The 21,649-nt window shown below is 73.6% G+C and carries 20 protein-coding genes; 12 read left to right on the forward strand and 8 right to left on the reverse strand.

The genetic code is table 11. From position 1 onward, the window contains the following. Positions 1-100 precede the first annotated feature (100 nt). The 7 genes from ACFU9E_RS32995 to ACFU9E_RS33025 all read left to right on the forward strand — a co-directional run bounded on the left by ACFU9E_RS32995 (position 101) and on the right by ACFU9E_RS33025 (position 7,313). Positions 101-559, forward strand: a complete 459-nt coding sequence (locus ACFU9E_RS32995) for a hypothetical protein (RefSeq protein ID WP_380715576.1) — start codon at positions 101-103, stop codon at positions 557-559. A gap of 423 nt (positions 560-982) precedes the next feature. Next, positions 983-1,177, forward strand: coding sequence for a hypothetical protein (locus ACFU9E_RS33000; RefSeq protein ID WP_380684213.1), 195 nt, complete (start codon positions 983-985; stop codon positions 1,175-1,177). A gap of 93 nt (positions 1,178-1,270) precedes the next feature. Next, positions 1,271-3,307: a hypothetical protein gene (locus ACFU9E_RS33005; protein WP_380684215.1), complete on the forward strand. Its 2,037-nt coding sequence runs from the start codon at positions 1,271-1,273 to the stop codon at positions 3,305-3,307. 150 nt (positions 3,308-3,457) lie between these two features. After that, positions 3,458-3,754, forward strand: a complete 297-nt coding sequence (locus ACFU9E_RS33010) for a DUF6211 family protein (protein ID WP_380684217.1) — start codon at positions 3,458-3,460, stop codon at positions 3,752-3,754. Further along, on the forward strand, positions 3,742-4,650 hold the full coding sequence (locus tag ACFU9E_RS33015; RefSeq protein ID WP_380684219.1) for a hypothetical protein: 909 nt from the start codon (positions 3,742-3,744) through the stop codon (positions 4,648-4,650). Before ACFU9E_RS33010 ends, ACFU9E_RS33015 begins: the two co-directional genes overlap by 13 nt. A gap of 399 nt (positions 4,651-5,049) precedes the next feature. Then, positions 5,050-5,337, forward strand: a complete 288-nt coding sequence (locus tag ACFU9E_RS33020; RefSeq protein ID WP_380684221.1) for a hypothetical protein — start codon at positions 5,050-5,052, stop codon at positions 5,335-5,337. A 371-nt stretch (positions 5,338-5,708) separates the two neighbouring features. After that, complete coding sequence (locus ACFU9E_RS33025; RefSeq protein WP_380684222.1) at positions 5,709-7,313, forward strand: hypothetical protein; 1,605 nt, start codon at positions 5,709-5,711, stop codon at positions 7,311-7,313. A 25-nt stretch (positions 7,314-7,338) separates the two neighbouring features. On the opposite strand, the gene ACFU9E_RS33030 is transcribed toward ACFU9E_RS33025, so the two are convergent. Continuing rightward, on the reverse strand, positions 7,339-8,280 hold the full coding sequence (locus ACFU9E_RS33030; protein WP_380684224.1) for a hypothetical protein: 942 nt from the start codon (positions 8,278-8,280) through the stop codon (positions 7,339-7,341). Positions 8,281-8,621: 341 nt separating this feature from the next. Here ACFU9E_RS33030 and ACFU9E_RS33035 point away from each other — a divergent pair, with 341 nt between their 5' ends. Beyond that, positions 8,622-10,034: a hypothetical protein gene (locus tag ACFU9E_RS33035; protein WP_380715579.1), complete on the forward strand. Its 1,413-nt coding sequence runs from the start codon at positions 8,622-8,624 to the stop codon at positions 10,032-10,034. Positions 10,035-10,114: 80 nt separating this feature from the next. Here ACFU9E_RS33035 and ACFU9E_RS33040 read toward each other — a convergent pair whose 3' ends face one another. From ACFU9E_RS33040 to ACFU9E_RS33050, 3 genes are all read right to left on the reverse strand, one after another. Continuing rightward, positions 10,115-11,425: a hypothetical protein gene (locus tag ACFU9E_RS33040; RefSeq protein WP_380684226.1), complete on the reverse strand. Its 1,311-nt coding sequence runs from the start codon at positions 11,423-11,425 to the stop codon at positions 10,115-10,117. Positions 11,426-11,495: 70 nt separating this feature from the next. Next, positions 11,496-11,723, reverse strand: a complete 228-nt coding sequence (locus tag ACFU9E_RS33045; protein WP_380684227.1) for a hypothetical protein — start codon at positions 11,721-11,723, stop codon at positions 11,496-11,498. Beyond that, complete coding sequence (locus tag ACFU9E_RS33050) at positions 11,720-11,932, reverse strand: hypothetical protein (RefSeq protein WP_380684228.1); 213 nt, start codon at positions 11,930-11,932, stop codon at positions 11,720-11,722. Before ACFU9E_RS33050 ends, ACFU9E_RS33045 begins: the two co-directional genes overlap by 4 nt. Before the next feature lie 233 nt (positions 11,933-12,165). Between ACFU9E_RS33050 and ACFU9E_RS33055 the strand changes: the two genes are divergently transcribed. From ACFU9E_RS33055 to ACFU9E_RS33065, 3 genes are all read left to right on the forward strand, one after another. Further along, on the forward strand, positions 12,166-13,059 hold the full coding sequence (locus tag ACFU9E_RS33055; RefSeq protein ID WP_380684229.1) for a CopG family transcriptional regulator: 894 nt from the start codon (positions 12,166-12,168) through the stop codon (positions 13,057-13,059). A 209-nt stretch (positions 13,060-13,268) separates the two neighbouring features. Continuing rightward, positions 13,269-13,649 carry a hypothetical protein gene (locus tag ACFU9E_RS33060; protein ID WP_380684230.1) on the forward strand — a complete coding sequence of 127 codons (381 nt, stop codon included), beginning with the start codon at positions 13,269-13,271 and terminating at the stop codon, positions 13,647-13,649. A 103-nt stretch (positions 13,650-13,752) separates the two neighbouring features. Next, positions 13,753-14,733 carry a hypothetical protein gene (locus ACFU9E_RS33065; protein WP_380684231.1) on the forward strand — a complete coding sequence of 327 codons (981 nt, stop codon included), beginning with the start codon at positions 13,753-13,755 and terminating at the stop codon, positions 14,731-14,733. 152 nt (positions 14,734-14,885) lie between these two features. On the opposite strand, the gene ACFU9E_RS33070 is transcribed toward ACFU9E_RS33065, so the two are convergent. The 4 genes from ACFU9E_RS33070 to ACFU9E_RS33085 form a co-directional block, all read right to left on the reverse strand. After that, positions 14,886-15,380: a hypothetical protein gene (locus ACFU9E_RS33070; protein ID WP_380715581.1), complete on the reverse strand. Its 495-nt coding sequence runs from the start codon at positions 15,378-15,380 to the stop codon at positions 14,886-14,888. A 280-nt stretch (positions 15,381-15,660) separates the two neighbouring features. Next, on the reverse strand, positions 15,661-16,245 hold the full coding sequence (locus ACFU9E_RS33075) for a hypothetical protein (protein ID WP_380682383.1): 585 nt from the start codon (positions 16,243-16,245) through the stop codon (positions 15,661-15,663). 72 nt (positions 16,246-16,317) lie between these two features. After that, positions 16,318-16,851, reverse strand: a complete 534-nt coding sequence (locus ACFU9E_RS33080) for a hypothetical protein (RefSeq protein WP_380682382.1) — start codon at positions 16,849-16,851, stop codon at positions 16,318-16,320. Between the two features lie 101 nt (positions 16,852-16,952). Then, positions 16,953-17,408 carry a hypothetical protein gene (locus tag ACFU9E_RS33085; protein ID WP_380682381.1) on the reverse strand — a complete coding sequence of 152 codons (456 nt, stop codon included), beginning with the start codon at positions 17,406-17,408 and terminating at the stop codon, positions 16,953-16,955. Between the two features lie 368 nt (positions 17,409-17,776). On the opposite strand from ACFU9E_RS33085, the gene mobF reads away from it, so the two are divergent. Next, positions 17,777-21,649 (forward strand): MobF family relaxase (gene mobF, locus ACFU9E_RS33090; protein WP_380715583.1); only part of this gene is annotated, 3,873 nt, incomplete at its 3' end.

Here is a 21,649-nt window from a genome sequence, read left to right on the forward strand (position 1 = left end):
AACCGCCCCGGACCTACCGCACCACCACCAACCCGCGCGGGAGGGCAACCCCGCGCACCCCCGGCCCCACCAGGGCCAACCACCACCGAGGAGAGCACCGATGACCACCCCCGAACCCCAGCCCGCCGGACACACCGAGTGGCACCACCACGACGACGGCATCGACCTGCCCTACGAGGTCCGAACCGTCATGGTCGACGGCCGCGCCTACGACGCCGTGCGCATCGCCCCGGGCAAGCCGATCACCCTGTACCCCAGCGGCAGCAACACGGCGATCGCCGACGTCGACACCGAGGACGAGATCACCCCCGCGCTCACCGCCTACCAGCAGGACGCCGACCGCTACCGCTCCGTTCTGCTGCGCGTGTCCGCGAACGGCTGGTGGCTCACCGTCGCCCACCAGCACTACACCATCACCCGCACCGCCCCGGCCGGGCCATACACCCTCCACCACGTCACCGCCGCCGAACTGGCGCGGGTCGGCGACGAGTACGGCACCGTCCTGTTCGCCGCCGAGAGCGCCAAGGCCCACGCCCGCCTCTCGCCCGCGCAGCCGTGACCACGGTCCCGGGGCACCACGCCCCGGGACCACCAAGGCCCCGGCGGCCGGGACCGCCTGCCTTTGCGGCTGGACCACCACGCACCCCGACGACGACGCCGCCGACCACCGGGGAACCGCGCTCGCCGTCGCCCTCACCACCGGCTGACCAGGCCGGACCGGCGGCCGGGAGAGCCCGGCCGCCGGCCCCGCGCCGCCGGCGCGGGAAATCGACGCCCCTCCGGGGCGGCAGCCCCGTGGACCGGCGCGTTCCCGCCGGGGGCCGCGGGCGGCCCCCAACGGGCGCCGGTCCCGAACGCCAGCACCCCGCCTGCCCTGCCGACGCCCCGGCACCCGCCGAGGCCACCTGACCGCCGCCGCCGACCGGCGGCCGGCACCACCCACGGAGCGAGGGCAACCGCTCCGCCACCACCGAGGAGACCCATGTCCAGCACCCCCGACGGCAACGAGCGGGCGATCCCCCGGTTCACCAGCCACCTGCCCGGCCAACGCCGCGACGGCACCCCCGGCGCCGGCGGCGCCCGCCCCTTCGGCCCCGACCCCGAGCCCGCCACCGGCCACGACGGCCGCCGACCCGGCCCGCTCGGCACCGTCCCCCGCCAGCGCCCCGCCCACTGACCGACCGCCGGCCCGCCGGGCCCCGGACCCGCCGTCAGCAGACCGCTGACCACCGCTCCGGGGCCCGGCCCCACCCCGCAAGGTGCCCACGCCGTGTACATCCCGCCCACCTGCCAGGCCCCCGTCCCCTGCCACGCCGACGCCACACTGCGCGTCGTCGGCTACCGCCTCGCCACCCGCGACCTGAAAGCCGGCCACCACGCCCTCGCCTGCGACGCTCACGCCCAGCAGCTCGCCGACCGCTGGACCGAACACGGCGCCCCCGCCTCCGGCGGCCGCACCGACCCGGTGATCGCCCGCACCTACCCGTACGGGCGCGCCTCCCTCTACCCCTCCACCCTCCAGCTGGAGTTCCAGCTGGACACCCGCCCCTCCCCGCCCCGCGCGCCCGCGCCGCCCGCCGCCAAAGCACCCAGGCGCCGCACGCGCCCCGCCCAGCAGCCGGCCCTGTGGACCGCCGCCGTCCAGGCCCGCCACCTTGAACCCGCCACCGACCCCGACGACCAGGACGACATCCTGGTGGTGCCCGCGTTCGTGCGCGCCGTCCCCGCCCTCGCCACCGGCCAGCGCTGGCACATCCAGTGCCGCCGCACCGGCCACGGGGACGGCGACTGTGCCGACCCCGACGACACCGACGGCTGGCGGACCGTGCGGACCGTCAGCAGCGACGCCGCCACCGCCGACTACTGGGCACTCGACCACGCCGAGCACCACCTGCCGCGCAACAACCTGCTCACCACCGCCGAGCTCGCCGCCGCTGAGCGTGCCGGCTTCTCCCGCGCCCAGGCCGACATCCTGAACACCGCCTACCGCGGCGAGCTCTGGGAGGACCTGAACGGCTACCACACCCCCGACGCCGGCAACTGGAAACCGCGCGCCTACGACGCCCGGCGCGTGCGGACCCTCATCGCCCGCGGTCTCCTCCACTGGACCCCCGACAGCGACGACTACCGCCGCCGGCTCCCACTCACCGACACCGGCCGCACCCTGTGGGCCGCGTGGGTGCACGCCCGCCGCTGCGAACTCCTCCAGCACGCCGACACCGACACCGAGGCCGGCGTCACCGACGTCCAGCGAGACCAGTACCTCATGCTGCGCGACGAGTTCCCCGCCGAGCGGGCCGCCGCCAACGAGCGCGCCAAGGCCGACCCGCCACCCCGCCCGCCCCTCGCCCGCGCCACCGGCCACTGGTACCGCCCGTACGGCGCCCCCGACAACAGCACCGAACAGGCCCGCGGCATCGAGTACGACGGACACCACTACGTCGCCCGCCGCCCCGCCGAAGACCAGCCGATCGCCCTGTACCGGGCCGACGGCGGCCCCGCCCTCGCCACCGGCCTGCAGTGGTGGCACCAGGTAGAGGAAGCCGCCACCGCCCACGGCCAAGCCGGCGGCGAGGAAGGCCGTGCCGCCCTCGGCCCGCGACCCGTCATCACGTGGGGGCTACGCGGCGACAGCCCCGTCACCCTCCACCAGGTCGGCCACCGCTGGCGCGACGTCGAATGCTCGAACTGCGCGCGCTTGACCGACCCCGAGTGGCACGCGCCCGGCCTCGGCGAGCACGAGACCGAGCCGGCCGCCGTCCTCGCCGCCGTCCAGCACGCCCGCCACCACGAACGCGAGATCCGCGCCGCCATGGCGAAGAGGCAGCGCGAGGACGCCGTGACGACCCTCGCCCCGGTGTTCAGCGCCGAGCTGTACGCCGTCCTGGCCGCAGCCGCCAACCCCGAGCGCGCCGACGGCATCACCTACGACGGCCGCACCCGCTACCGCATCATCCCCGCCGGCACCCCCAGGAACGCCCGCCGCTCCGGACGCCCCGTACGCCGCGAACTCGTTCTCCTCCTCCAGCGGGCCGGCTACCTCTACCACCGCGCCCCCGGCAACCGCGGCCCCCTCGCCCCCACCCCGGACGGCCGGCTCGCCGTCGAAGCCCTCGCCGACACCGCCCTGCCCGCCGGCTGGCCCACCCGCAAAGCGCCCGAGAAACTGCCGATGATCCCCGAAGGCTGGGCCGAGCGCCGGGTGCGCGAACAGCAGGACGAGCACTGGCGCCGCATCGAGGCCGAGCACGCCGAGCGCCGCGCCTCCGCGCCGGCCGACACCACGCCGGCCGAAAGCGTGGTTTAATTGCGTCACCATTCCTGGGGCTTCGGCCCCGGGAAACACGAAGGGCCCGCCGAAAACGGCGGGCCCTCGCGGGGACGGCCGGCATGTTGGGCAACCCACCGGACACCGTCCCTCCATCTCCACCACCGGGTGAAGAAGAAAGAGGACCCCATGCTATCCGACAACCAGCCCCCTACCGCGACCGCGCACACCCGCGCCGACGACCCGCGTTCCGGTGACCAGGTCATCCTCAAGGCCGACGCCGCCCGGGCCGCCGCCGTTCCCGCCGGCGCCCACCACCTCGTCGTCGCCGACCACTACGCCGGCGACGGCAGCGGCCTGTACGAGCTCACCCTGCCCGCCTGCCACCCCCGGCACGAGGACTGGGCGTGCGTGGTCACCCGGCACGACATGTCCCGGGTCCGGCGGACCGACGCGCAGGAGGGCACCCGCACATGGCGACCCTGACTCTGGCCCGGCCGCTGCTGCCGGCCCAGCGGGGCGCCCCCCAGCACCAGGAGGCCCCCGTGTCCCCCCGCCCCGCCCCGCCCACCAGACTCGATGACATCCGGCGCGACCTTGTGGTGCAGCTGCTCGCCGAACAGCCGACCGCGGACACCGCCGAACTGGTCGCCCTCGCCCACCAGCGCCACGGCGGATCCGAACGCGTCTGGCGGCCCGTCGTCACCGCCGCCCGCGATGGGCTGCGCGACCGCCTGGCCCTCGCCGCCGAGACCGGAGTCAGCCGCGCCACCCTCGGCCGCCTGTGGGCCGACCGCGACAACAACGGCCACCCCCCGGCCGTCAAAGTCGAGGGGGTGATGCACTGGTGCCTGCCGCAGTGGCAGCAGTGGCACACCGCCCTCGCCGAGGCCACCGTCCGCGAGGTGCACACCGAGGCCGGCGGCATCCACCGCGACGGCGACCCGGACGAGCTGGTGCCCCTGCGCGAGCTCGGCCGGATCCTCGGCCACAAGGACGGCACCACCGTGGCCGGCTGGCGCAAGAGCCCGCCAGCGGGCGCGATCGGCGACCTGCTCCGTGGCGAGCCGGACGGCGAAGTGCTCTACCGCGGCCAGCTGCAGCCCGCCTACCGCCGCTCCCGCCTCTGGGAGGCCGCCGCCGCCGCACCCACCCGCGGCCGCGGAGGCGGACCGCGCGGCGCCGGCCGCAAGCGCACCAAGTCGTACCCGTGGCAGGGCGACCCGCGGTTGGCCCTCGCCCGCCAGCTGCTCGCCGACCACCCCGGCAGCACCATCACCGACCTTGCCGCCCGCGCCCACCGCGAGGGAGGACAGGACACCGCAGAGGACACGTGGCGCCAGATCCTCACGGCCGCCCGAACCCACCCGGAGACCCCGTGAACACCGACCGCTGCCCCCGTTGCACCGGCCCCGGCCCGCTGGCCGCGCGGTCCCGGGTCACCCTCGCCCGTGAACGCCCGATCTGCCGACCGTGCGGCACCGCCGAAGCAGCTCGCGACCACCAGAGCCTGCCCCCGATCCCCCCGACCGACTGGCCCCTCCGGGAGGCATAGCGACAGGGCCCGCTCTCGGCCACCGACCCACACGGCACCCCCAGTAGCCGGCCGGCGCCATCCCGCCGAGACGGCCCCGGTGGCTGGCTGAACCCCCGTCACGCTGAACCCCCGTCACCCGATCGGGTGACGGGGGTTGAAGCAGCCCAATAAACCCGCCCAGAAAAAACCCACGCCACGACAGATTAGTGATTACATCTCGGTTCTGTGTGGCTATGATCACCGTATGGCAGGAGACCCGCAAGCGCAGCCGCACGGACGCGGCGCGCGCATGGGAGCACCCCGAGGCAAGCAGCAGGCGAACCGCTCCGCGCGGTTCGACGCTGACCGCAAAATCTCGGCTGCCGTCCAACTCGCTCCGGGCGACCCGCTTCGAATCAAGTTCGAGAAGCTGGTGAAAGCTACGGGCGTCAGTGGCGCCGAGGTGCTTCGGCTCGCGCTCAGCGCGTTGCCGGTGGACCAAGAGGGCCGGCCGGTCGGCTGGACCCCGCCGAAGGGGGCGGCTATGTCGTAAACGCGACCAGCCCCGGCACCGTCTCCTCCCGGTGGTCCTACCCGGGTCGCGGTGCGCGAGGCACGAATTCACAGGGTCTCAGCTTCTTGGTTGTGGCGACCGTCTGGCAGCTGAGAACCCTTACATCACCAAGCAGCGCATTCCTGACGAACAGTTGGTCGGTTCCTAGGCCGTCCGACTGGCGCCCTTTTACGCCCTGGAGCCCTGCCATAGTAGCGCAGACCAGCGGCGGCGGTACCCCCATCCCTGGCACCGGTGTGTCAAAGGGGGGTCTATTTATCGACAACTCCGCCCCGCGCATCGAACATATTTCCGCAGTTCGCCCGGCCGTTCTTCGCGTTCCCGCGATCTCTCCGCGGGCGTGGTTCCGAGTGGTCGGCATTCTGGCTGCCCGCGGCCAACTGCCCGAGCGCGGCCGCCGGTTCGCCCGGTTCCTCACGTGCCAGGACGTCTGCGGCCGTACCGGCCGGATCGTCGGCCGTGCGGAGTTCGGCGGTGACGGCGGGATGGAGCTCGCCCGCCGCTACGCGGACCGCCACGGCCTCGGACTCGATGCGTTCTGGGAGGACCTGCGGCTGGTGAAGGCCGCCGGCCTGGCCGAGCGGGTGGTGGCCCCGGCCCCCGGGCGCGTGGCCGTCTACGCGCTGTGCCTGGCCCCCGCCGCGATCCCCCAGCAACTGCCCGAGGACCTGACACAGCAACTCCAGGTCTGGCAGTTGCCCGACGTCGAGTCCAGCGGGCACGAGGACACCACCGTGGGCCGCCTCACCGCCGGCGAGGCCCCGGCGTGGACCGAGCCGGACGCCGAGCCGGTGGTGGTCGAGCTGACGAGCCACCAGGCCGCCGATCTGCAGGCCGCCCCCCGGTGGGAGCACCCGGCCGGAACCCCGGCCGCAGAAGCCGCTGTGAGGCTCGCCGAGGCCATGCGCAGGGCCGCCGAGGAAGACCGGCCCCGGGACGTGCGGTGCGTCGCCACGGCGGCGCCCAAGAGCACCGGCGACCGGCTCACCGACCGACTCACTGTGTTCACCGGAGTACAACCCGAAACGTCTCCCCTATACGCGAGGGGCGTATTTCCCCATGTGGGTTGTTTGTCTGACGGTAGTAAGGGGCTGATGTCGCGAAACGGCATGGAACAGGCAAAAAGGACGCGCCAAAGGGGCGCGGGCCTGCCCTGGGGTGGTGGGGACGACTACCACGCCGTTGCACAGAGGGTCCTACAGGCCTGCTGGCGGTCCTGGAGGCTGCAACTGGGACGCGGTCGGAAGATTTTGCCCTCCGGCGCATGGGGGGCCGATGGTGAGTGGCTGCAGGACTCCGGCACTCAGTGGGCCGACCTGCATCGGGTCATCGTGATGGCCCTGCACCGGTCCACCGAGCAGGAGTTGGTGTTCCTGCTCACCGGCGGTATCCGCAGCGCGGAGAACCTTGGCCGGCTCGCAGCCTGGCGGTTGTGGAAGCTGATCAACACCCGCCGTGACGCCCACGGCTACGGGCCCCGACCCATGGAGCACATCCGGATTCAGAACGACGACCTAGACCCCGCCGAGATCGTGCGGCACGCCGAGCTCAGCCTGCAGGCGCGCCAGCAGCCGGTCCCCCGCGACGACCGGGCCGCGGCCGCGCACGCCGCCAGCGCGGCCGCGAAGGCCGAGGCCGCACGCCGGGCCGCCGAGGACGAGGCCCGCCGGCGCGCGGAGTACGAGCGGTGGGGCATCAAGCGGGCCGAGGTGGCCGCCGAGCTCGCCGCCCGCCCGCCCGTGCCGACCCGTGCCACCGAGGCCGGACCGCTGGACATGGCACAGGTCCAGGCCGCCGCCGTCGAGCGGGCCCGGTTGGACCGGGCGAGCCGGCCGCTGAACCCGCCGACGCCCAGCCCGCGCGCCGCCGCCGACCGCCAGGCCGAGACCGACCGCGCCCGCGCGAGCTGGAGCGTCCGGCTCGCCCGGTTGCTGGACGAGCCGCAGGCCGACTGACCGGCCCGCACGGACCGGCCGGCCGTCAGCTGTCCAGGCCGAGCCGGTCCAGGTGCTCGATGATCTCCGCGCGCTCACGGTCGCCGGCCTCCCGCACCCGCCGAAGCCGGTCCAGGTCGAGGACCCTTTCGAGGGCGGCGCTCAGAGCACCGGTGAGCTGGTCGGGGGTGAGCGCTTCGGCCTGCACCGTGTCTTCCATGTGGGCGCCGCGCCGGTCCCTGGTCTTCTGTGGTGCGGTCGGCAACCGGTGCTCGGCGATCTGTTCCGGCGTCACCGCCACCCGCACGTACCGGGGCGCCGGGCCGCCGAGCTCCGCGACGAACGCGCTGACGTCCTCGGCGGCCGCGTCCAGGATCGACAGGCCCGACGGATCGAAATCGCCGATGCTGAGAACGGTCGTCCCCCGCTCCCGGTAGGCGATCCGGGTAGCCGTGTCGTACTTGAGTGTGACGGAGCCGAACCCGCCGCCGGAGTACACCCCGGCCCCGAAGCGGTGGGCGACGGCGGCCAGCATCGGGACCATGCCCCCGCTCTCCACCCATACCTCAGCCACCCGGTCCTGCCCCTCCATCAGGTCCCGTTCGTAGTACTCGGCGTGGCGTCGCAGCGAGCTCAGGAACCGCCCCTTGTCCGCCCACCCGCCGGCGGGGGCGTCCGTGCTGGAGTCGTCGCGGATGGCGTGCATCGGGATCATCCGGGCCCGTCGCGCCCGTACCAGCGTTTCCAACAGCCGGTCGTACGCCTGTTCCGTCTTCGGATACCCCCACTGCCCGACCGCGGCGTAGAACACCTGTCGGGCGGTCATCGGCAGGTGCTCGCGGTACTGGTCGAGGACCCCCTGTACCTGTTCGACCAGCCGCAGCGTCTCCGGCCGCGGCCGCCACGGCGCGAACCCGCGCGGCCGGGTCCGCACGTAGGACCGGCCCGACACCGTGGCACCGCCGGCCGACTCGAAATCACTCGTCATGACCGGCCCAACGAGCCGCGGCACCGCTAGGAGCCGGGCCCGCCCCCGAATGCACGGCATGCCGTGACAACCCATTTTTGACCCGTACACGACTGGATTAGTTTGGTGATTAGGTTTGGTTTGGTTATTTGGTTAAGTTAGGTTTGGTTTGGTAACTTAAGTTTGGTTCGGTTCTTTAGGTTTGGTTCGTGCTAAAATGCCGAACCGAGGCGTTGCCTCCGTCCGGCGGCCCCCGGCCGCCCACCCTCAGCGAGTCAGGGAGTCCTGCCGTGACCCAGCCGTCCGATTTGCTCGCCCCCAAGCCCCCCGGGGTGTGCCGCTACCCCGATTGCAGCCTCCCCGTGGCCCCGGGGGACGGGGCGTCCGGCCGCCCGCCCGGTTTCTGCGACAACCCCGACCACACCAAGGCCTCCGCCCACCGGCGCCGGACGGAGCTGCGGGCCCAGGCCGCCAGGTCGGCCGCCGAGGCGCCGGCCGACGACCCCGAGCGTCCCGTGGAGATGAGCGAGATCCGCGGCCGGGACCTGCTGCGCGAGGCCGGCCGGCTGCTGGCCCAGCAGCAGCGGACCAGCACCGAGCAGGCCGGCGTGTTCGCCGCCCTGCTGGAGCAGCTGCAGACCCTCGGCGACCCCGAGGCGGTGTCCGTACAGATCGAGGCCGAGCGCGCGACGCACGCCGCCGAGCTCGCCCACGCCCACGCCGAGCTCGCCCGCGTCCAGCAGGAGCACGCCGAACTGGCGGCCCAGAAGGAGGAGGCCGAGGCCGCCGCCGAGGAGGCCATCGCCGGCGGCGCCCTGTGGCTGATGGTGGCCGCCAACGCCCTGCACCGCGAGGCCTCCGTCCGGGCCGAGGCCGCCGAGCGGATCGCCGCAGCCCACGCCGAGGCCGCCGCCACCGTCGAGCAGGTCCAGGAGGAGGCCGCCGCCGTCCGGGCTGAGGCCGCCACCGTCGTTGAGACTGCGTCCAAGACGGTCGACGAGGCGAAGGCCGCACTGGTGGCCGCGCGCGAGAAGGCCGCCGAGGAAGTGGCCCAGGCCGCCGCCGAGCGTGACAAGCTCCGCCAGACCGCAACGGAGGAGAAGGGCAGGGCCGAGGACCTGCACCGCCGATACGCCGCCCTCGCTGACGAACTGGCGACGGAACGCGCCGAGGCCCACGACGCGCGCCGGAAGCTCCGCGAGGAGTTCGCCGAGGAACGCGGCCAGTTCGAGCAGCAGTTGAAGGCCGCCATCCAGCGTGCCGCCGACGCCAACACTGCCGCCGACGAGCTTCGACGCGAGCTGACCAAGAACCTGTTGCCGGCCGCCGAGGTGCCGGCTGCGGACGCCCGTACGGACAGCACCGCCGCCGAGGTGCCCGCTGCCGAGGTGCCCACCGTCGAGGTGCCCGAGGCTCCGGCCGGAGCCGACGCCGAGGCCGAGCTGTTGGCCGCCGTCGAGCCGTTCCTGAGCGGCGCCGAGCCGGGCCTGTCGAAGCAGGCCGCCGAGCGGCTGCAGGAGCTCCGGCGGGCGGTCGAGACCGGCGAGACGGACAAGGTGGTGCAGGCCCGTGCCGCGGTCGGCGCGCTGCGGGTCAACGCGATGAGGCTGCCCGCCACCCCCAGGGGGACGCGGTTGCGCGGCGCGCTGGAGACCTACACCGGTGAGACGACGGCGGTCCGACGGCGTCAGCCGACCAGGCCCAGGGGGGCGGACAAGGGCCTGCCGCCCATCGGGCCGGTACCCGGGCAGGTCCCGCTCCCCGACGAGGAGTAACCGGGGCACCGGGGCGGGCGCGCCGGCACTCGGTCCGACCGGCAGCCGGCGGTGTTGGGTTGCCGCCGGCCGCCGGTGTTCTAGCCCTGCCGGGTGAGGGTGGTGGTGGGGTTGCGGGTCCAGTCCGGTACGTCGTCGAGGTAGCGGGCCAGCGCCCGCGAGCCCGGCCGGTACCGGGCGTGCTGCTCGATCGTGTCGCGGTGGGCGCCGTTGCGTTGCATCTCCCGGATCGGGCCGCGGCGCATCGAGTGCCCGGTGTAGCGGGCCCGCCGCCGTCGCAGAGCCCGCCGTCTGGCGCGCAGGTCCGCCCGGAAGTCCTCCCGGTCGGAGGCGTCGAGGGCCGCCAGCGCCGCATCCCCGGCCGCTGTGCTGAGCACCACCCGTTCCTCCGGCTCCCACGGCCGCACCAGGCCGGCCGCCTCGGCCCTCTTCGCGATCACGTTCCGGATCGTCCGGTCGCCGATCCCGAACAACCGCCGAGCATCGCGCGGGTGTCGTCCGGCCGGAATGTGGCCGCCCGCGCCGGCGACTCGGTCCCACCGGTCGACGCGACGCAGCAGCGGCCCGTCCGGTCCGGCGCCGACGTCGTCCAGAAGAGCGGACCACTGCCGGTGAGCGACCACCGGGCACAGCGCCGGGTCGTCCTGGCCGACGATCCGCACCCGGTGGCTCCGCCGCCCGTATGGGTTGGTCTTGTCGGTGCGGATGGTCACCTGCAGTGCGGGCCGCACCACCGGCCGGCCGGTCGCCGGGTCGGTGTAGCGGGCCTCAAGCTCCACCACGTCCGGGCGGTCGAGGCCGGCCGGCTCCGAGCACCGGCCGGCCATGAACCAGTCCAGGAGCAGGGCGTATGCGTCGCGCAGTCCGCGCGGGGTGGACCGGTCGCAGGTGCCCACCATCAGCGCCAGGTCGGCGAGGCTGACTGGGGTGGCTTGCAGCGCTCCGGCTGCCTCGGTGCCCTCGGAGGCCTCGGCGGCGGCACGCTGGTTGAGGACGCCCTGGCACAGTCGGCGGTCCTCCGCGTCGAGCGGGTGGCCGGCCAGCGCCAGCCAGGCGCCGAGCGTGCCGAGGTAGGCGACCAGGGTGGACTCCGGGTGCCGCAGGTCCGCCAGGTGTGTCAGGTAGTCCGGCACCGTGCCCGGCTCGGTGGGCACGCGGCCGCGTTCGGCGCACCACCGTGCGAACGCCCCGACCCGCGAGCGCCGGGCCGAACGCGTCCCCCGCGGAACCGAGTTCGCCGCCCGCCATGCGGTGCGGGCGGAGATGACCCGGCCGGAGGCGGTGACCACCCGTTCCTCCGACTCCGGGTACGGGCTCTCTCCGGCGAGCGGCAGCCCGTCCGTGCGACTGTGCGGGACGACCAGGCCGACGTCCCCGCCCGCAGTCACCACGTCGCCCCGGTCGGCGGGACCGGACGGGGCGACAGCAGGTCGGCGGCCGGCGCGAGCGTCTGGTGCTCCGTCACCGTTCCTCTCCCTCGGCCAGGGCCCGGAGCAGGAGCCGGATGGCCAGGGCCGCCGCAGCGACGCCGCCGGTCCACCATCCGCCCTCGGCGGCGGCGTGGATCCCGGCCGTGTTCCACCCGGCGGCCTGGCCCCACAGCACCACGCCCAGCCAGAGCACGGCGCCCGCGGCGAAGAGCGCCGCCATGATGCCGAGCAGCCGGGCCGGGCCCCGGTACGGGCTCACCGCGCGCGCCAGGTCTGCAGGGTGGCAACGTCCACCGGCCACTCGGTCGGCGGGATCGGTGCGAGGCCGGCGTCGTCGCGCACCGCTTCGTTCGTGCAGCACAGTCCGCAGATAGACACCGAGCGGTCGGTGGCCGTCCGCGAGCCGCCGCCGAGGTCGCCGGGGAACAGAGCGAGCGGACCCACGCACCGTGGGCAGGTGTCAGTCATCGTCCTACTCCTCACTAGCCGTCACATGCAGTGTGGCGGTGAAAACGTTCTGTGATTATCGATAAGCAGCATATATCGGTAATCACCTATCGTGACAGGCCAGTTGACGCCCCGCCATCGAACGTCAGTTTCCGCCCGTGAAAACCTCAGATTCAGGTTTTCGCGGGTGAAAACATGCTAGCTTGGTGCTGTGCGGGAGCCCCCGCACAGCACCCCTCTCCGAGGAGACGGCCATGGCCCGCGTCGACGTGCACGACTACTACGACCCCAAGGTGGACGAGCCGCCGGTGGTGAGCCAGTTCGACCCCGACGCCGCCGAGAAGTTCGCCGAGAACACGCGATGGGACAAGCGGCTGGACCGGCACGTGTCGGTGAACAGCTGGACGGGGCCGGACGGCCACCAGGCGCTCTACCGGACGGCTGGCGGCAAGTGGGTGCTCCAGCGCTGGCGCGAGGGTGCGGAGGACCAGGCGCGCTACCAGTTCGTTGACGACAGCCAGGCGCGTACGTGGCTCCGCCACAACGAGGAGGAGGACGCCGTCCGCCGGTTCTTCGGCGAGCGGGACAAGGGCGGCCGCCCCAGGATCGGCGAGAAGAAGCGACCCACGGAGGTCAAGTTGCCGGATTCCCTGCTGGACGCGGTCGACCAGCAGGCCGGCGAAGCGGGCGTGACCCGCGCCGAGATGCTGCGGCGGCTCATCCGGCTCGGTCACCAGGTGGGGGCGTACCGCGCGCTGGGCAAGCCCGACGGACTGTGGACGGGCATCCGCGAGGCCGACGACTTCCTGCGAGAGCACAGGGACGGGGCCACCGACCCGCGAACCCCCGTGGCTGAGCGCCAGTTCAACGGTGCCGCCTACCAGGCCTATGTCACCGCGATGCGCGGCACCCTGCAGGCCGCGCGCGAGACCATGTTGCCCGTCGTCCGCGAGGCCCGGCAGGCCTACGCCGGGGCCGAGAAAACCGAAGACGAAAACTCCCCCGTCCTGGCCGTCACCTGGGGCCGCACGATGGGCCTTGATGCCCTGGACGCGATCCTCGGTGACCTGGCAATCCTGCTGCCCTCGGACACCACCACCGTTATGCACCGCGCGGGCTCGGCCGACCCTGACGAGGACTGGGAATAGGTCTCCCGGGAGACTGCAGCAGACGGCCACGCGGGCGCGATGGGCCCGAAGAATTTCGGGCCCATCGCGCGAGGCCGGCACCCTCGCGCCGCCGACGGGCGAGCAGGCGGCGTAGTCCCGGGCGCCAGGAGCGCCAGGGGCAGGGCCAGCACAGGGACGAAGGAGAGGAGGCCGGCCTGCCGACGAATCGGCCCAGCCACGGGCCGCCGGTGTTGGCCGCCGCCGAGCCGTTCCTGAGCGGCGCCGAGCCGGGCCTGTCGAAGCAGGCCGCCGAGCGGTTGCAGGAGCTCCGGCGGGCGGTCGAGACCGGCGAGCCGGACGCGGTGGGGCAGGCCCGTGCCGCGGTCGGCGCGCTGCGGGTCAACGCGATGAGGCTGCCCGACACTCCCGCGGGGAACCGGCTGCGCGGCGCGCTGGAGACCTACACCGGCGAGACGAAGGCGGTCCGGCGGCGGCAGCCGACCAAACCCAGGACGGCCGACAACGGCCTGCCGCCCATCGGGCCGACGATCGGAGCGGTACCCGGACAGGTTCCCCTCCCCGACGAGGAGTGGCCGGTGGGCGCACCGGCGCAAATTCCGGGCGCGTGACGAAGCCCCGCGCTACCGTCGCACCCCGTACCGGCCGCGCCGAGGAGTACGGCACCCCTCGGCGCGGCATGACCCACCAGAACCCGACCCAGGAGAGCCCACCATGACCAGTACTCAGCCCGACCGGCCGCCGGCGGTGTCGGTGGCCATCGACCCGCAGGCCGACACCGAGGTTCGGGAGTTCGTCAGCGACCAGGCCGCGGCGGGCATGCTTCGCCCGTCGTCGGCCCCCGCCGTCGAGGTGGTGGGACCGTCGGTCGTCGGCCCGGTGGCCGCCACCGTCGCCGCGGCCGCGGCCGCGGGCATCGTGATCCCGATCCTGGCCGGGGAGGAGGAGGTGGACGCCGGCCCCGGCAGCATCACCCAGCACGCCCAGGACGTCGCATCGGCGGCCACCACCGCAGTATCCATCGTGCTGGTGCTGCTGTTCCTGGCGGTCGCGGGGTGGCTGGCGTGGCGGTGGCGCGCGGTGCAGCAGTGGCGCCGCGCCGAGGCGGACGACCACCAGCTGTTCGCGAAGGCGGCCGGCCACTACGTGCTGCCCGAGCAGCTGACGGAGGCGGACCGGGCGATGCTGGGACGGGCCCAGGCCGCGGCCGACGCCGTTCTGTCGAGCGCCGTGCACTGCACCGACGTGATCGACAGCCGACGCAACGCGGTGATGCTGCCGGCCCAGGTGTGGGCGGTGGCCGAGGCCCTGGCCGAGCACAGCCGGCTAGCCCAGGCTGCCCCTGCCGAGTCCGCCGGGCCGCGGCTCGCCGACGAGACGGACGTCCGCGCCGCCGCCCTGGCGACCGCGCGGCAGGGGATCGAGCGCCGGGTGGCCGGGCTGGAGACCTACGCCGAGCAGGTGGCCGAGGCGGATGCGCGGTTCGCCGAGTGGCGCCAGGCCCAGCAGCTGACCGCCGACAGCGACGACGTTCTGACGCTGGTGGCCCGGACCACTTCCGACGAGCTGTCGGCCGCCGAAGTCGCGTTCCTGGTCGGCCAGGCGGCCAGCGCCGCCGCACAGTTCGAGCGCGCCGCCTCGGCGGCGCGCGACGTCGGCGCCCGCGTGCTGCCGAGCGAGGGGAACGCGGCGTAGTCCCAGGCGTCACGGCGAAGGGCCGGCCACCGCCCAGTGCGGTGGCTGGCCCTCTCGCATTCCCGGGCGCGGATCTAACGGAAGCTGACGGAGGGGTCCGGCTCACCGGGCGCGGCGCAGGTCCCGCCCAGCGAAGGCGACGCGACGATTGGTCAGCCGTACATGGAGTGGCAGAGCTGCAGCAGGTTCGGCGACAGCTTCCCGGCCTGTTGCGCGGCCGTGCACAGCCCGCCCGAGCCCCCGCCCGGCAGCGGCACCACCGGGCCGCTGGCGGGCGGCGCCGGGGCCGGCCCCGGTTGCGCGGGGCGGGCGGGCGCTTCAGCCGCCGGCGGCCGGGCGGCGGCCGAGGACGGCCGGGCGGGCCGCGGCCGCTTGGACGAGCTGCCCGACGTCGAGGGCGCCGCCTCGGCGTCCGGCTCGCTCGCGTCGCCGTCCGCGGCGGGCGGGTCGGCGGGCGGGGCGGTCGAAGGGGGCGCGGCCGGCACCGGCGGGACCGGTGCAGCGGTGACCGTCGAGGCCGGGGTGGCCGACGGCGCGGCCGCCGACGTCGGGGTGACCGCCAGGGGCTGCCACAGGCCCGCCACCGGCTGCAGCACCGGCACGTCCGGCCGGTCGAGCTCGCCCGCCTCGGCGGCCACCAGGAGCACCAGGGGCAGGGCCAGCGCGGGGGCGATGGAGAGGAGGCCGGCCCGCCGTCGAATCGGCCCGGTCGCGGCCGCCGGTCGAGGCCCCGCCAGCGCCGCTGCAGGAGCCGGTGGGCGGGGCGGTCGAGGCGGCGTCGGCACCCCTACCGCAACCGCGCCGAAGGGGGCGCCGGCGGGAGTACTGACGGGCACCGCCGTACCGACGGGAACACCGCCGAAGACCGGGGCGGGGGTGGTGCGGTCGTTGCTCAAGGGTGCCTCACCGGTTGGTGTGGAAGGGCTGTCAAAGGCCCTGCAGAGTCGGGCGGGTCAGCTCCGCCGGTATCTGTCGGCCGACGTCCACCAGGAGCTCGCCCGGAACCCCCGTGCGCAGCCAGTCCAAGCACACCGTGCCGTAGCCCAGCAGCCGGTCCCCGTGTTCGCTCATCAAGGCCGCGGCGGCGTCGGCCCGCACCGGCAGGCCGAGATAGGCGGCCGCGGGGACCGGCCAGGTGGGATCGAGCACCAGGCCGTCCGCGCTGCTGCACCAGCCATGTTCGAGCGGGAACCGCCCCGTCCAGGCCACCCCCTCCACGTAGGCCAGGCCGTCCGGCGAGCCCCAGGCCCAGGCCACCGATTCCGTGTAGCACTTCCCCGGCTCGCCGGGCGGCGTTCCGCCGTCCGGCCACGGCCGCGGCGTGAACAGCCGGCCGACGTCCAGCAGGAGCCCGAGCACGTTCACGTACTGGTATCCCGGCGGCGGGTCACCGAGGAGGGTCACCGCCACGTGCAGGTCACCGACCAGGTGGCGTTCAGCATCCGTTAGACCGCCGATCGAGGATTGTTGGTTGGCGGTCGTGGTCGCCGTCGACGGCGCGGTTTCGTCCATCGTTCCCCCTCGGGTGAGGCGGCCGGCCGGGGCGGGCCGCGGGTGGTGTGGTGACCGCGCGGGGCGGTCAGCTCAGAACAGCGGGAGCTGTGCCGCGAAGGGGTCACCCCTGGCGATGACCGCGGCCAGGATTTCCGCGAGCCGGTCCGGGTCGGTGACGCCCTCGGCGACGGCCGCGAGCATCGCGGCCCGGATCGCGAGGGATTGTTGGTGCTGGCCCCGCAGGTCGGCCCGTCCGAGCCGGGCCCCGTTGCTGATCCGGTCGCGTGCGGCGGCCATCTGCAAGTTGGCCGCTTGCGTGTCGGCCGTCAGGTGCTGAGCCCCCGGTTCGTACCGGACGCACAGCGGGGTATCGCACTCATGGAGAACGACGTGAGAGGCCGCCATCTCGCCGTTGTATGCCTCCCAGAGGAAGCGGGACACGCGGACCGTCGGCGACCGCCGGCCGAGCAGTTGGTTCGCGGCGTTGTGGAACATGCCGTATCCGTCACTGACCGCGCCAATCCAGACCCAGCAGCCGGACGTCCGGACCACCTTTTCGGTGAAACGGCGCCATGTCTCGGCGTCGGTGAACGGCGGTCGCTGCCACGACTCCAGAGCGGCCATCAGCGGCCCCCGCCGCGGGGGCCGTCGAGCACGGCGGCGCCGGGGCCGATCCGCAGCAGCGCGGAACAGCCCCGGCGGGGGTTCGCTAGTCCGGTCACGGGTCAGCTAACGGAAGCTGCCGGGGCCGGGTCGGCGGCGGCGTCCGGGCCAGTGGAATTCTGGCCGGGAACGTCCGCCTCGGCGGTCGGTGCCTCGGGCGCCGAGGAGCCTCGGCGCGTCCGGCGGGTCACCTTGGCCTCGGCCTTTCTGCGCAGCTCTCCCAGGAGTTCCTTAACCCGGGCTGCGGGGACCGCCTTGACCGAGGATTCCACCCCGCTCTGCGACAGGTCGGTGAGCTCCGCGACCGTCGCCGCGGAGCCGTAGAGCTTGACCGCGACGGCGAGCGCTTCGTCCGCCGCGCGGTCCGCCCTCTCGGCGGCGTCGGCGGCGTCGGCGGCCGCCTTGAGCGTGCCGACCACGAGCACGTCCGCCAGGTCCTTAACGCGGGCGTCCAGCGCCTCGGCTTCCCGCCGCCGGCGCCGAAGGTCCGCAACCGTCAAAACCTCAGAATCTGCCATGGGCTGATGGTAGCCCGCAGTGGTCGCCGGCGGTGGCAGATTCCTGGCCGCCCGTCGGATGGAGGTACACCGGCTCCTTACCGGCGTTCATCTCCCGGCAGTGGCGGCCGACCAGCCGGACGTCACTGCCCAGGTTCCACCTGCCCGTCCGCACCGATCCGACGGCACGTCGTGGTGGTCAACCCACCGTTTCTAACGGTTCCTACCAGGCCGACGACACCTCACCAGATGACTGAGGTCAAGACGAAGGGCAAAAGAGACAAGATCCTTTACAGTGCTAAGGTATCGTCACTTCGTGACGATACGCTTCGCTGTGGTTGATCTTGGTCGGGACGCCGACCAGAACCGGTAGAGGAGGGGCCGAGGACGTGGCGTATGTGACGGCGATCGGACCCAGCGAGGCCCAGGTGGAATACCGCCTAACGGGCCTGCACGGGTGCGCGACGTCCGACGCCTCTTTGGTTCCAGCCGGCCCCACGGTCGAGGCGATTCGGGCGCATGCCCAGGCCCTCGGTGTGGAGCCGGCCGAGCTGTTCGGCAGCGACCGGCAGCGGCAGATTTGGGGCCGGGTCGCCGCCCAGGCCGACGCCCGGGGCGAGTCGTACCGCATCAAGCCGAGCACGATTCACGGGCTGATGAAGTCGGCCGGGGCGGGCGACCCGGCCGAGGTCTACGGCGAGGAGCTGCAGGCCGCCGCCGCAGCGGAAGCCGATCCCCGGATCGCCTACCGGATGGATCTCAACGAACGTCCCTTGATGTGGATCGGGTCGGGTCTGCGTGAGTTCGGCATCGAGGCTGGCAGCGAGCTGACCGCCGAGCAGTTCGACATGGCCCGCGCCATGATGAAGGGCGTGCACCCGCTCACCGGCGAGACGCTGGTGGAGCCGAAAATGGCCGTGGACGCCCGCGGGAAGTTGGCCGCCCGGCCGCTGGTCGAGGCCATCCAGCAGGTTGCCGCCGAGCGCGGCGTGGAGCCCGCCGAGCTGTTCGACAGCGAGCGCAAGCGGGCCGCGTACGGCCGCATGGAGCGCGGGGTGCACCGCCTCGGCGACGCCCACCGGGTCCGCCTCGGCGACGTCGCCAAACTCGCCGACGCCCTGTCACTCGACACCATCGAGCTGTACGGGCAGGCCGCCATGGACAAGGCCCTGCAGCACGAGGACGCGCGGGTGCAGGTCGGCAACCAGGGCTTTGACCTGACCATCACCATGCCCAAGTCGTTCAGCGTCGCCCTGGCGTTCGCGGACGGCGAGTTCGCTGCCGAGCTTGAAGGCGTGTTCACCAGCTCGCTGGTGGAGTCGGTGGGCGCCGCCGAGGAGTGGACCGCGTACGGGATGCGCGGCCATCATGGGGACGGCGAAGCTGCCCAGCGCGTCAGCAACTCCGGTTTGATGGGGTGGGTCAACTTCCACCGGGCCGCCCGTCCGGTGGGTGACGCGCCGTTCGGTGACCCACACCTACACGGCCACGTGACGCTCGCCAACCTTGGCCACGGCGAAGACGGCCAGTGGTCCACGATCGCCGCCGGCGGCCGCGACTTGTACCGCCATGCGCGCGCGATCGACAGCCTGATGCAGGCCCGAGTCCGGGCCGTCACCCACGAGCGGTGGGGGTTCGAGTGGCACCGCAACGCCGACACCGACGTCTGGCAGATCACCGGTATCCCGGACGAGACCGTGGCACTGTTCAGCAAGCGCTCCGCCGAGGTCCGGAAGCTGTTTGAAGCCCTCGGCATCCCGTTCGAGGAGACCACCAGCGCCCAGCAGAAGACGGCCGCGGCCGCCGTCGCGGGGCGCAAGGACGAGCAGGCCGTGGCCGCAGCGGATTCGACGCTGCGGAGCTACTGGCAGGCCGAGGCCAGGGCGGCCGACCAGGACCCCGCCGCCATCATCGGCGCCGTCCTGGCCCCGCCGACGCCGCCGACCGGCGAGCCCGAGGCGGTGCAGTTGCCCCGCGATCCGTCGGACATTGATGCCGTCGCCCGATGGGTGTTCCGGACCGACGAAGGACTGACCAGCCACCGGAAGGATTTCACTCGCGCGGAGGCCCTGGCCGCCGTCGCCGACGCTGTGTCCCACGGCGTGCAGAGCCTGGCCCAGGTCGAGGAGCTGACGGACCGGGTGATGGCCCACCGGGGCCTGACGATCCGGCTGGACGAGAAGCTGCCCGGCCACCTCAGCAACACGGCCAGGTACACCACGGCGGACATTGTGGTGGCCGAGCGGACGATTCTCGGCGAGGCCCGCGGCCGCTTCAACTCCGGCACCGCCGTGGTGGACGAGCCGACTTTCGCCATGGCCGTGTCCACTTACCAGACGATCCAGCGGGCCGACAATCCCGAGTTCGCGCTGTCCGCCGAACAGCTCGCCGTACTTCGCCGCATCCTGGTGGACGGGCACGGCGTGGATGCCGTGGTGGGTGTCGCCGGCGCGGGCAAAACCACGATTATGGAAGTCGCCCGCATGGCGTGGGAGGCTCAGGGCCGGGTCGTCCTCGGCGCATCCACCGCGGCGGTGGCGGCCGCGAACTTGCGGGCGGAAGCCGGTATCCAGTCCAGCACCGTCGCGCTGTTGCTGCAGCGCATCCGGCAGAGTGGCGGCACCCTCGGACTGGTCGGGGTGGACGTGCTGGTGCTGGACGAAGCCGCCATGGTCGATGACCGTCAGCTGGCCGAACTTCTCACTCACGCGGCCACCACTGGGACCAAGATCGTTGGTATTGGTGACCCGCTGCAGCTGCAGTCACCGGGCGTCGGCGGCGCGTTCGCGGCGGTTCACCAGGTGGTCGGCGGGCACACCCTGTCCACCAACTACCGGCAGCGCGATGCTGTCGAGCGGGCCGCCCTGCAGATGTGGCGTGACGGCGAGCGGCGCGAGGCTCTGCGCGCCTACGCGGACCGTGGCCGCATCACTGTCACGGACACCCGGCAGGAGGCCATGGCGGCCATGCTGGTGTCCTGGCAGGAGCTCCGGAACCCCGCCGAAGGCGTTCACGACCAGATCGCCAGCACCCTGATGCTGGCCGCGACGAACGCGACCGTGGACGAGCTCAATGTGGCCGCCCGCGCGATCCGGCGTGAGCTTGGCGAGCTCACCGGCCAGGACGTCGAGTACAAGTTGGCCGGCGGTGGCACCCTCGCCCTGACCACCGGCGACATTGTGATGATCCGCCGCAACGACTACCGGTCGTGGCGCGGTGGCGAAGCCGCCGACGTCCTTAACGGTTTCCGCGGCGTGGTGGTCGAGCTGGACGACCAGCGGCGCGCGTTGGTCGAGTGGCGCGAGAAGACGAACGACGGCGGCCACCGCCTTGTCCGCGAGTGGCTGGAGTCTGAGTACATCGCTGGCGGTGGCCTCTCCCACGGGCTCGCCATGACCGTGCACAAGGCCCAGGGTCTGACCGTCGCGGACGCTTTGGTGTACGGGCCGGGCCTGGCCGCGAACGGCGCCTATACGGCCATGTCGCGCGACAAGGCGTCCACCCGGCTGTTCCTGCCCAGGGCCGACATGGAGGACGAGCAGACCCGCGTCACCCTCGGCGAACCGGAGACCGACGCCGCGGCGATGGACCGCGCAGTGGCCGTTTTCGCGGCCCAGCTGGACGCCAACAACGGCCAAGAGCCGCTGATCATCACGGAGCTTGGCGAGACGCTGGAACCGCTCACGGCTCCGCCCGCCGTCGGCGAACCGGCCGCCGCGGCCACCGCCGGACCGGTGCCCGCCGCGATGCCGACGCAGCCTCAGCCGGAGTTCGCCGAGGCCGTGCGCGAGGCCCTGGCCGAGCACGCCGTGGACGCGGACGACGTGCTGGACCACCCGGCGTACGCGGTGCTGGACGAGGCCCTGGCGGCCGCCGCCGAAGCCGGAGTGGACCCTGCCGGGACACTGGACCGCGCGGTGGCCAGCCGACCCCTGACGGACGTGGAGAACCTGCCGGCGGTGCTCGCGTGGCGGGTCGAGCGCGAGGTGGAGGCGGCGGAGCAGGAGGCCGCGCGGCTCGCCGCCGAGGAGGCCGCCGAGCTCGCCGAGCCGGACGCCGCGGTGGCCATCGAGGCGGCCGCCGACGTCGAGGCCGAGGCCGGGGTGGAGCGGCCCGAGCGCCGCCCGCTCCGGGTCGAGCCTGCGGTGGACACCGAGCAGGAAGTGGCGGAGCAGGAGGCCGCGCGGCTCGCCGCCGAGGAGGCCGCCGAGCTCGCCGAGCCGGACGCCGCGGTGGCCATCGAGGCGGCCGCCGACGTCGAG

Origin of the sequence: Kitasatospora sp. NPDC057595, assembly GCF_042800875.1 — a bacterium.
GTDB lineage: Bacteria > Actinomycetota > Actinomycetes > Streptomycetales > Streptomycetaceae > Kitasatospora.

What these genes read in the sequence shown, in the direction of transcription:
- ACFU9E_RS33080 (WP_380682382.1), bottom strand. Translation starts at nt 16,851, where the DNA reads ATGGCCGCTCTGGAGTCGTGGCAGCGACCGCCGTTCACCGACGCCGAG.
- ACFU9E_RS33000 (WP_380684213.1), top strand. Translation starts at nt 983, where the DNA reads ATGTCCAGCACCCCCGACGGCAACGAGCGGGCGATCCCCCGGTTCACC.
- ACFU9E_RS33020 (WP_380684221.1), top strand. Translation starts at nt 5,050, where the DNA reads ATGGCAGGAGACCCGCAAGCGCAGCCGCACGGACGCGGCGCGCGCATG.
- ACFU9E_RS33030 (WP_380684224.1), bottom strand. Translation starts at nt 8,280, where the DNA reads ATGACGAGTGATTTCGAGTCGGCCGGCGGTGCCACGGTGTCGGGCCGG.
- ACFU9E_RS33015 (WP_380684219.1), top strand. Translation starts at nt 3,742, where the DNA reads ATGGCGACCCTGACTCTGGCCCGGCCGCTGCTGCCGGCCCAGCGGGGC.
- ACFU9E_RS33065 (WP_380684231.1), top strand. Translation starts at nt 13,753, where the DNA reads ATGACCAGTACTCAGCCCGACCGGCCGCCGGCGGTGTCGGTGGCCATC.
- ACFU9E_RS33010 (WP_380684217.1), top strand. Translation starts at nt 3,458, where the DNA reads ATGCTATCCGACAACCAGCCCCCTACCGCGACCGCGCACACCCGCGCC.
- ACFU9E_RS33055 (WP_380684229.1), top strand. Translation starts at nt 12,166, where the DNA reads ATGGCCCGCGTCGACGTGCACGACTACTACGACCCCAAGGTGGACGAG.
- ACFU9E_RS33050 (WP_380684228.1), bottom strand. Translation starts at nt 11,932, where the DNA reads ATGACTGACACCTGCCCACGGTGCGTGGGTCCGCTCGCTCTGTTCCCC.
- ACFU9E_RS32995 (WP_380715576.1), top strand. Translation starts at nt 101, where the DNA reads ATGACCACCCCCGAACCCCAGCCCGCCGGACACACCGAGTGGCACCAC.
- ACFU9E_RS33075 (WP_380682383.1), bottom strand. Translation starts at nt 16,245, where the DNA reads ATGGACGAAACCGCGCCGTCGACGGCGACCACGACCGCCAACCAACAA.
- ACFU9E_RS33085 (WP_380682381.1), bottom strand. Translation starts at nt 17,408, where the DNA reads ATGGCAGATTCTGAGGTTTTGACGGTTGCGGACCTTCGGCGCCGGCGG.